Origin of the sequence: Nocardiopsis halophila DSM 44494, assembly GCF_000341245.1 — a bacterium.
In the GTDB taxonomy this organism is placed as follows: domain Bacteria; phylum Actinomycetota; class Actinomycetes; order Streptosporangiales; family Streptosporangiaceae; genus Nocardiopsis_A; species Nocardiopsis_A halophila.
On sequence record NZ_ANAD01000206.1, the window covers coordinates 1 to 8974 of the forward strand.

Consider the following 8974-nt stretch of genomic DNA (forward strand, 5'->3'; position numbering starts at 1 on the left):
CTACCGCAAGGGCCGCGGCCCTTTGTCGTCGCCGCCTTCCACCTGGCACCCCGGTGGCCTGTTTGTCGGCGATCGGCCCGGAGCGGGGCGCTGGCTGCGCCGTCGTCGCCCTCTTCCACGACCGGCGCCGACCCGGCGTTCGGCGAGAAGCCGTGAGCGGGGCACCCGCTGCGCCGTTCTCGGACGGCCTCGCGAACCGCGGTCCCCGGTCAGGGGCCCATCGGGCCCCTGACCGAGTCGGCGCTAGTTCAGCCCGAGGCCGCCCGTCACGCCATCGACGGCGCCGGTGTCCACACCTTCGGTGACGCCGTCCACCGCGCCCGTGTCCACACCCCCGGTCGCGCCCTCGACGGTGCCCAGGGCGTCGCCAAGGGCATCGAGGTCGACGCCCTCCGCGGTTTCGCACAGCTTCTTGACGGCCGCGTTCAGCTCGGCCTGCGCGTCGTCGGCGGCACCGGTGGCGGCCTCGGTGTCCACGGACTCGCCCGCCTCGGCCGCCTCACCCGCCTCGCCTGCGGCGTCGGTGGCAGTGTCGGCGGCACCCTCGGCGGCGCCCTCGACGTCCTCCACGGGCGTGCCTTCGGCGGCCTCGCCGGCGTCCAGCTCTGAGGCCGCCTCGCACACCGCGGTGATGTTCGCGATCAGGTCGGCTTCGGGAACCGCGGGCTTCTCCTCCGCCGTGGCGGCGGTCGCGCCCGCGCACACCAGGCCACCGGTCATCAGGGCGACGGCCGCCGCCTTGCTGACACGCTTCATGATCTCCCCTATCTCGGGTCGGTCGATCCGGGTGATCGGCGGGAACGGGGCCCGACGATCACATTCCGATATCAAATCGTAACCATGTGTGATCATCGCAGGGTCATGGGCGGCTGAACCTCTGGTATCGGAATGCGGACCGGCGCAAACCCCCGCCAAAAGGTGCGCCGACCGGGCGCGTTGGCCGCCGCGCGGGCGCGGCGAGGGGTTAGTTTCGGCACGGGGACGCCCGGGCAGCGGGTCCGTCGAAGGGGGAGTGGTTCGACAATGGCACGTCCCAGGATCGTGGTCATCGGTGCGGGGTTCGCGGGGCTGCACGCGCTGCGTCGGCTGGAGCGGCGCATCCCGCGGGCGGCCGCCGAGATCGTGCTCATCGCGCCCAACGACTACATGCTCTACAGCCCGCTGCTGCCGCAGGTCGCCTCCGGGCTGCTCACGCCCCAGTCGATCGCGGTCTCGCTCAACCGCGTGCTGCGCCGGACCCGCATGGTGCCCGGTACCGCCATGGGCGTGGACACCGACGCCCGGACCGTCGTGGTCGAGAAGATCAACGGCGAGATGACCCACGAGCGCTACGACCGCCTGGTCCTGGCGCCGGGGAGCCTGACCCGGGCCTTCGACATCGCCGGCCTGCGCGAGCACGCCTTCGGCAACAAGAACCTGGCCGAGGCCGTGGTGCTGCGCGACCACGTGCTGGCCCAGCTGGAGCTGGCCAATGCCAGCGACGACCCGGTCGAGCGCGAGGAGCGCTGCCGGTTCATCGTCGTCGGCGGCGGCTACACCGGCGTGGAGACCGCCGCGTCCCTGGAGCGCCTCACCGAGGACATGGCACGCCGCTACCCCGAGCTGCGCTCGCTGATCAGCTGGCACCTGGTGGACATCGCCCCCCACATCCTGCCCGAGCTGGGCACCAAGCTCGGCGACGAGGCCCTGGACCTGCTGCGCGGCCTGGGCATCGAGGTCAAGCTGGGGGTCTCGGTCAAGGAGGTCACCGAGAACCGGGTCACGCTCACCGACGGCCGGGTGCTGCCCTGCCGCACGCTGATCTGGACCGCGGGCACCACGCCCAGCCCGCTGATGGCCACCCTCGACGGGGAGACCGACCGGGGGCGGCTCGTGGTGGGCGCGGACATGGCGGCCGAGAGCCTGGACGGCGTGTTCGCGCTGGGCGACGCCGCCGCCGTGCCGGACCTGGTCAAGGACGAGGGCGGCTACTGCCCGCCCACGGCGCAGTTCGCCCAGCGGCAGGGCACGGTGGTGGCCGACAACGTGGTCGCGTCCCTGCTGGGGCGGCCGCTCGCGCCGTTCGTGCACAAGGACCTGGGGCTGGTGGTCGACCTGAGCGGCAAGGACGCGCTGGCCCGGCCGCTGGGGTACGAGCTGAGCGGGCTGCCCGCGCTCGGGGTGACGCGCGCCTACCACCTGGCTGCGGTTCCGTCCGCGCCGTCGCGGGCACGCGTGCTGGCGAACTGGGTGATCGACGCGATGCTCGGGGGCGAGGTCGCGCGCCTGGGCTTCCACCACGGTAAGCCGACGGCGTTCGTGGACATCGAGGGCGACCACTACCTGGACCGCGACACGGCCAAGGCGGAGGCCAAGCGCCTGAAGGAGACCGGCGGGGATTAGCGTCCTTCCGCCGGGCGGCGGCGGGCTCGGGCCCCGACGGCTCGGGGTCCGGCCGGCGCGGACTCGTGCGCACCGACGGGCCGCGGAAGCGCCCCGCCCGCAGGCCGGGCGCGGCGTGCGGAACACCGGGCGGCGCAGGCTCCGGGGCCCTCCGCCGATGGCGCGTCCGCGCCGTCCGGAGCCGCGGCGGATCCCGAGAGGAACGGGCGGCCGTCCGCGGGGCCGCCGGTGGGACGGGGACGCGAGCGCGCCCGAACCCCGCGGGGTTCGGGCGCGCTCGTCGGTGGCGGTGCGGCGCCGGGTCAGCCGGTGACGGTGTACCCGGCCTCGTCGATGGCGGCCGCGAGGCGGTCGGCGGGGATGGGCTCGTCACTGGTGATGTCGACGCGGCCGCTGCCGAGGTCGACCTCGACCGAGGTCACGCCGGCGATCTCGCCGACCTCCTCCTTGACCGAGCTGACGCAGTGCTGGCAGGTCATTCCGCTGACCGTGATGGTGGTGCCGGCCATTGGGGGCCTCACTTTCCGTTCGCTCCGGGGACGGTCAGGAGCGCACCAGGCGGGCGATGGCCTCGGACGCCTCGCGCACCTTCTCGTCGGCCTCCTCGCCGCCGTTGGCCACGGCGTGCCCGACACAGTGCTTGAGGTGCTCGTCCAGCATCGACAGGGCGAAGGACCGCAGCGCCTTGTTGACCGCGGCGGTCTGGGTCAGGATGTCGATGCAGTAGTTGTCGTCCTCGACCATGCGCTGCAACCCGCGGACCTGGCCCTCGATCCGGCGCAGCCGGTTGATGTGGCTCTGCTTGTCATCGTGGTAGCCGTAGGTCGCCATCCGGGTGCTCCCCTGCTCGTCAGAGTCTGCGTCCATCAATATACCCCCTCGCGGTATCCAACCTGGCATGGTTCACCGGCATTCCTCGCGGGGCAACCCTATGGCGCGCCGACCGGGGGGACATACCGGCGAACACGGGGAGGAACGGCCCGGGAGGTCCGCGCCGTACGGCCGTCCGATCCGGTGGGGGAGGCCCTGCCGCCCCGCCGTCGAGGGGGCGGGCCGGGGGTCCCCCTCCGGGCGGCAGCGTTCAGGCCGGCCTGAGGGCGCCTCCCGCGGGGGCCGGGGCCGCCGCGTCCGCCTCCCAGAGGGGGCGGGAGGCCGCAAGGCGGGCCAGGTAGCGGCGGAACCCCTCGTCGTAGGCCTCGACCAGCTCCCGCGGGGGTTCGGCCGACACGGGGGCGCCGGTCCACGCGGCCTCGTCGGCCTCCTCACCCAGGACGCGCAGGCCAGCCAGGACCGCGCCGCGCGCGCCGGCCTGGGCCCCCGGCGCCAGGGCGACGGGGCGGCCGAGCACGGCGGAGAACACCCCGACCCACGCGCGGCTGCGGGCGCCCCCGCCGCACAGGGTGAGCCGCCCCTGCAGCCCGGCGGCCTCCAGGCAGTGCCGCGCAGCGTAGGCGATCCCCTCGCACACCGCGCGGACGACGTCGGCGGGGCCGTGGTGGAGGCTGAGCCCGTCGAGCTCCCCGCGCGCGTAGGGGGACACGAAGGGGGCGCGCTCGCCCGACGGGGCCAGGTAGGGAAGCACGCGCAGGCCGTTCGCCCCCGGCGGCGACCCCTCCAGCAGGGACTCCAGGTCCTCCACCGGCCGTCCGGTCAGCCGCAGCGCCCAGTCCAGGCTCGCCGTGCCCACCATGGCGGGCATCGCCCGCAGGTAGTCGCCGGCCCCGGTGGCCAGGGACATCCCGGCGCGGGTGCCGGTGGTCTCGACGGAGGTGCGGGCCACCTGGCAGGCGAGGGTGGTGCCGACGATGAGCAGGCCGTCGCCGGGACGGGTGACCCCGGCGCCGCGGGCGCAGGCGGGCAGGTCGTAGGGGCCGGAGGAGACCGGGGTGCCCTGGGGCAGGCCGGTCAGCGCCGCTCCGGCGGCGTCGAGCGCGGCCAGGGGAGGGCCGTCGTGCACCGGCGGGAGCAGGCCGGCGCGGTGCTCCAGGCCGGTCGCGTGCAGGGCGGAGGCGCTGTAGCCCTCGGAGGAGCCTCCGAAGGGCATCGACGCCTCGGAGGGGTCGGTGGCGCGGACGCCGGTGAGGCGCTGGAAGACCATGTCCTTGCAGTAGGCGGCGGTGGCTGCGCGGTCGAGGGAGCCGGGCTCGGCGCGGTCGGCCCAGGCGAGCAGCGCGGCCTGGGCGCCGGGGAACAGGGCGCCTCCTGTGGCGGCGAACACCTCGGCGGCGGCGCCGCTGCGCTCCCACTCGGTGATGATTCCCGAAGCGCGGCCGTCCATCCAGGACATGGCCCGGCGGACGGGGCGGCCGTCGCGGTCCAGCAGCCAGAGCCCGTCGCCCTGCCCGGTGAGGGCGACCAGGCGCACGGGCTCGGCCAGGCGCGAGGCGAGCGCCCGCACGACGGCGCCGACCGAGGAGACGACCGCCTCGGCGTCCTGTTCGACATGGCCGGGCGCCGGGTGCTCCAGGGCCGTGGGGACGGAGGCGGTGTCGACCTCGCGCCCCTGGGAGTCGAAGGCCACCGCCTTGGTCAGGGAGGTGCCCACGTCCACGCCGATGTCCATCCGCCGCCACCGTTCGATCAAAATGAATGTGAAATTAACATCATGTGTGGTGATTGCATCCTACTAATACGGTTATGGTCCAGGTCACGTCAACCCCCGCCGGTGGTAGAGCCGGGTCATCGGTCGGCGACCCGGGGTCCGACGAGGTCAGATCCGGGGTGTGGGGGAGGGGCGGTTCCCCGGTGCTGCCTGTCGGCCGCCTGGCCGCTCGCGGTCCCGGAGGGCCGGTGGCGACGGAGCAGCCGGTGCCCCGCTCAGGGACGTCGGCCGGGTGTCGGGCCCCTGCGGTGCAGGGGTATGGGCGGCGACGACCAAGCCGGGTGGTTCCCCGGGGTCGCGGGGCAGCCGCCTGGCCTCTTGCGGTCCAGCAAGATCATCGACGACGGAGCAGCCGGTGCCCCGCTCACGGCCTCTGCCCGGGTCTCGGGCCGCCGGGGTGTGGGGAGATGGGCAGCGACGACAAGGTGAGCCGGTTCCCCGGTGCTGCCTGTCGGCCGCCTGGCCCCTCTCGGTTCCGGAAAGGCGGCGGCGACGGAGCAGCCGGTGCCCCGCTTCTGGGCCCCGGCCGGGGAGCGGGCCGTCGCCGGTCAAGGAAAAGGCGGCGACGACGGAGGCGGGCGGTTCCCCGGTGCCACCGGTCGGCCGCCTGGCCGCTCGCGGTCCCGGAGGGCCGGTGGCGACGAGGCGCCTCAGGTCAGGGGGCCGCGCCACCCGGAGCCGCCCGCCGAAAGGGGCGGACCCCATCGTGAGTGGTGATATTGCCACGCGATTGCACATTGGGTGGCGATATCACCACTCACGATGCCCCGCCGGGCCCTTTCGGCCCGCACCCTGCCCCGGACACCCCCTCCCATCGCCCGGATGGTCCGGATCAGTGCAGGTCAAAGGGGGTGACTGATCGCAGGGGTGCCCGGTGTGCCCGATCGGGCCCCGCGGACACGTGCGAGCAGGCCCCGCGGCCACCCGGACCACCCAGAACTCGCCGTCCGGCCGGGGCCAGTGAGCGGGGCACCGGCTGCTCCGTCGCCACTGCTTTTCCGGGACCGCGAGCGGCCTGGCGGCCGACCGGAGGGCCCCGGGGAACCGTCCGCCTCCCTGCACCGTAGGAGCCCGCCGCCCGGCCGGAGCCCGGACGTGGGGCACCCGGCTGCTCCGTCGTTGGTGATCTTGCTGGACCGCGCGTGGCCCACCGGCCTCCGGTCAGGCCTCCATGGGCTCGTTGAAGCCCAGGAGGCCCACCTCGCCCTCCTCCCACCGCAGGCGTGCGCCGCGGCAGTTTCCGACCTTGGGGAAGGCCCTCCGGTACCGGCCCGCGTCCATGCCCAGGAACCGGCACAGGACCAGGCGGATCAGCGTCCCGTGCGCCACCACCAGGACCCGCCCGCCCGGGTGTGCCCGGGCCGCGTCGGCCAGGGCCGCCACCCCGCGCTCGGTCGCCTTCACGGGGTCCTCCGAACCCGGCAGCGGGTTGCGGAACGGGTCCAGCTCGAAGCGCTCCCGCGCCCCGTCCAGCCGCTCGCGCATCTCCCGGGAGGTGAGCCCTTCACCGTCGCCGAAGTCCTGTTCCACCAGGCGCGGGTCGGCCGCCACCGCCAGCCCCGCGGCCTCGCCCGCCGGAGCGGCCGTGTCCGCGGCCCGGCTCAGCGTCGAGCTGACGATCGCGCTCAGCCCCGCCGTCGCGGCCCACCGCGCCAGCGCCTCGGCCTGCCGCACGCCGTTCTCCGTCAGCGCCACGTCGCTCGACCCGGCGTACCGGTTCTCCCGGTGCCACACCGTCTCCCCGTGCCGAACCACGACCAGCTCCGTCGGCTCCGTCACCGCAGTCCCCTCCGTGCTCCCGCCCCGGCCGGGGCGTCCGTCCACCCGCGCTCCGCGAGCTCCTCGACCAACCGCCTGTACGCGCCTTCCAGCCGCTCGCCGACCTCGGCGCGCGGTTCCACTGTCGCGCGGATCCGCACCATCCGCGCAGCGACGCGCTCGGGCGGCCCGCCCCCGCACGCAGCCAGCAGCGCCATGCCGAACGCCGGTGCCGTGTTCTCCGGCACCTCCAGCGCCCGCCCGAGCACGTCCGCCCGCAGCTGTGTCCACCGCGCGCCGGCCACCGCACCGCCGGTCACCCGCACCGGGCCGCTCACCGGGGCCCCCAGCTCCGCCAGCCGCTCGAAGCACAGCCGCTCCACGAACGCCACCCCCTGCAGGGTGGCCGCGTACCGGTCGGCCTCGTCCGCCGGGGCACCGAGGGTGAATCCGCGCGCCTGCGGGGCGGCGAACGGGAACCGCTCGCCGTGGCCCGCCAGCGGGTAGACGACGGCCGAGGCGGGGCGGTCCAGGTCCGCGACGGCGTCCATGGAGGCCGGGTCGGTCCCCGGGAACGCCGAGGCCAGGACCCCCGCACCGGTGCTGGAGGCCCCGCCCGGCCACCACTTGCCGTCGGGGGAGCGGTGGCTGTAGACGCCGCTGGCGCCGTCGGAGATCCGCTGCTCGGAGGTGCCCTTGAGCACCAGCGTGGTGCCCAGGACCGCGTTCCACCGGCCCGGCTCCAAGGCCCCGGAGGCGAGCTGGGCCGCGCACCCGTCGGTCATCCCCGCCACGATGGGCGTGCCCTGCGGAAGAGCGGTGTGCGCGGCCGCCCGGGCGCACACCGTGCCGACAGGGCGTCCCGGCACCGTCAGCGCCGGGAGCGCGACGGGGGGCACCCCCATGGCCTCCACCACCGGGTCCGGCCAAGCGGCCGCCATCGGGTCGGCCCCCGACTTGAGGGCGTGGCTGGTGTCGGCGGCCGTCGGGGCGCCGTTCAGCCGCCCGGTGAGGAAGTCGGCCTGGTGCAGCAGCAGGTCGCCGCGGCCGGGCCGCAGGGCGCGGCGGCCGAGCAGGGCCAGCCGGGCGAAGGCCCAGGAAGGCTGGGGGCGGGCGCCGACCCGCTGCCAGGCCTCCTCGCCCGCGGCGGCGATCAGGTCCTCGGCGGCCGCGGCCGCGCGCCCGTCGTCGTACATCAGGGCCGGGCCGAGCGGGCGCAGGGCGCGGTCCGCGGCGAGCACGGTGCCGGAGGTGGCGCACAGCGCCGCGCCCCCGACCGGGCGCCGGGCGCCCGCCTGCTCCATCGCGGTGCGGCAGGCCGCGCCCACCGCCTCCCACCAGTGCTCGGGGTCCTGCTCATGGCGGCCGTCGCGGCGGGTGCCGCGCAGCGGGGCCGCCCCCTGGCCGGCCACCGTGCCGTCGTCGAGCGCCGCCACCGCCCGGACGCCCTGGGTGCCCACGTCGATGCCGACCCACAGCGGCGCCGAAGGATCCGCCACGTCGCCTCCTGAATGTTAATAGCGATGTTAAGTTCACATAGTATATGTGAAGCAGTGGGGTCGCCGCGGGGGCCTGTTCCGCCTCACTGTTCCCGCGGCGAGCTGCGGAAACGCCGGTCGCCAGGCTTGCCGTCCGGAAGCCGGCGGCCGACCATTGGCTCATGAGCGACGAAAAGCGGGCGGAGAAGGACATCCTCTCCCGGGTCAACGAGCTGATCGGCGAGGAGAAGGCGCTGCGCGAGCAGAGCGAGCACCGCCTGACGCCCGACGAGCGCGCCCGAATGCGGAGCGTCGCCGCCGAACTCGACCAATGCTGGGACCTGCTCCGCCAGCGCCGCGCCCAAGAGGAGTACGGAGACGAGGCCCCCGAGGCCCGCGTCCGCCCGGCCTCAGAAGTCGAAGGTTATTGGCAGTGACCGGGTGTGGACCAGGGCTGAAGCCCCGTCCAGGACTCTGACCCCCCGCCTTCGTGGATCGCCGCCATGTCCGCGGGCGCGTCGCCTGCGAGACCGGCCGGCTCCGGTGGCTCAGACGAGCAGGTGATCCGCTCAGGGGGTCGCGGAGACGCCGCCTGCGGCACGCAGAGCCCCGAGCCACGCGTCGACGACGGCCAGATGATCCGTCGCCGGTGGCGCGGACAGGCCGTGAACGCCTTGGAAGACTTCCTGGAAGAGGTTCATGCCGCCCCTACGTTCATGAGTGCGCCCCAGGGGCGTGTCCGCTGGCGTGGTGG

General features: G+C 75.0%; 9 protein-coding genes. 2 read left to right on the forward strand and 7 right to left on the reverse strand.

Annotation, left to right across the window (positions count from 1 at the left end; genetic code table 11):
- Positions 1–243: 243 nt before the first annotated feature.
- The gene (locus tag D450_RS0123565) at positions 244–756 is read right to left on the reverse strand and encodes a hypothetical protein (RefSeq protein WP_017541087.1); all 513 of its coding nucleotides are present in this window, start codon (positions 754–756) and stop codon (positions 244–246) included.
- 267 nt (positions 757–1023) lie between these two features.
- Here D450_RS0123565 and D450_RS0123570 point away from each other — a divergent pair, with 267 nt between their 5' ends.
- Positions 1024–2382 (forward strand): NAD(P)/FAD-dependent oxidoreductase, encoded by a 1359-nt coding sequence (locus D450_RS0123570; protein WP_039820877.1) that lies wholly within the window; start codon positions 1024–1026, stop codon positions 2380–2382.
- Positions 2383–2684: 302 nt separating this feature from the next.
- Here D450_RS0123570 and D450_RS0123575 read toward each other — a convergent pair whose 3' ends face one another.
- The 5 genes from D450_RS0123575 to D450_RS0123595 all read right to left on the reverse strand — a co-directional run bounded on the left by D450_RS0123575 (position 2685) and on the right by D450_RS0123595 (position 8241).
- The gene (locus D450_RS0123575) at positions 2685–2891 is read right to left on the reverse strand and encodes a heavy-metal-associated domain-containing protein (RefSeq protein ID WP_017541089.1); all 207 of its coding nucleotides are present in this window, start codon (positions 2889–2891) and stop codon (positions 2685–2687) included.
- 34 nt (positions 2892–2925) lie between these two features.
- Entirely contained in the window at positions 2926–3213 is a 288-nt protein-coding gene (locus D450_RS0123580; protein WP_017541090.1) for a metal-sensitive transcriptional regulator, read from the reverse strand.
- Positions 3214–3463: 250 nt separating this feature from the next.
- Positions 3464–4945: an FGGY family carbohydrate kinase gene (locus D450_RS35315; protein ID WP_017541091.1), complete on the reverse strand. Its 1482-nt coding sequence runs from the start codon at positions 4943–4945 to the stop codon at positions 3464–3466.
- Positions 4946–6145: 1200 nt separating this feature from the next.
- Positions 6146–6808 carry a histidine phosphatase family protein gene (locus D450_RS0123590; protein ID WP_017541092.1) on the reverse strand — a complete coding sequence of 221 codons (663 nt, stop codon included), beginning with the start codon at positions 6806–6808 and terminating at the stop codon, positions 6146–6148.
- The gene (locus tag D450_RS0123595) at positions 6760–8241 is read right to left on the reverse strand and encodes an FGGY-family carbohydrate kinase (RefSeq protein ID WP_017541093.1); all 1482 of its coding nucleotides are present in this window, start codon (positions 8239–8241) and stop codon (positions 6760–6762) included. The genes D450_RS0123590 and D450_RS0123595 overlap by 49 nt, the downstream gene beginning before the upstream one ends.
- A gap of 161 nt (positions 8242–8402) precedes the next feature.
- Between D450_RS0123595 and D450_RS0123600 the strand changes: the two genes are divergently transcribed.
- Entirely contained in the window at positions 8403–8657 is a 255-nt protein-coding gene (locus D450_RS0123600; RefSeq protein ID WP_017541094.1) for a DUF2630 family protein, read from the forward strand.
- Positions 8658–8789: 132 nt separating this feature from the next.
- Here the strand turns inward: D450_RS0123600 and D450_RS34315 are convergent.
- Positions 8790–8974, reverse strand: a 185-nt coding sequence (locus D450_RS34315; RefSeq protein ID WP_206539666.1) for a hypothetical protein, incomplete at its 5' end; no start/stop codon positions are given.

Coding starts and splice junctions, on each gene's coding strand:
- D450_RS0123580 (WP_017541090.1), bottom strand. CDS start 3,213: ATGGCGACCTACGGCTACCACGATGACAAGCAGAGCCACATCAACCGG.
- D450_RS0123600 (WP_017541094.1), top strand. CDS start 8,403: ATGAGCGACGAAAAGCGGGCGGAGAAGGACATCCTCTCCCGGGTCAAC.
- D450_RS0123575 (WP_017541089.1), bottom strand. CDS start 2,891: ATGGCCGGCACCACCATCACGGTCAGCGGAATGACCTGCCAGCACTGC.
- D450_RS0123565 (WP_017541087.1), bottom strand. CDS start 756: ATGAAGCGTGTCAGCAAGGCGGCGGCCGTCGCCCTGATGACCGGTGGC.
- D450_RS35315 (WP_017541091.1), bottom strand. CDS start 4,945: ATGGACATCGGCGTGGACGTGGGCACCTCCCTGACCAAGGCGGTGGCC.
- D450_RS0123570 (WP_039820877.1), top strand. CDS start 1,024: ATGGCACGTCCCAGGATCGTGGTCATCGGTGCGGGGTTCGCGGGGCTG.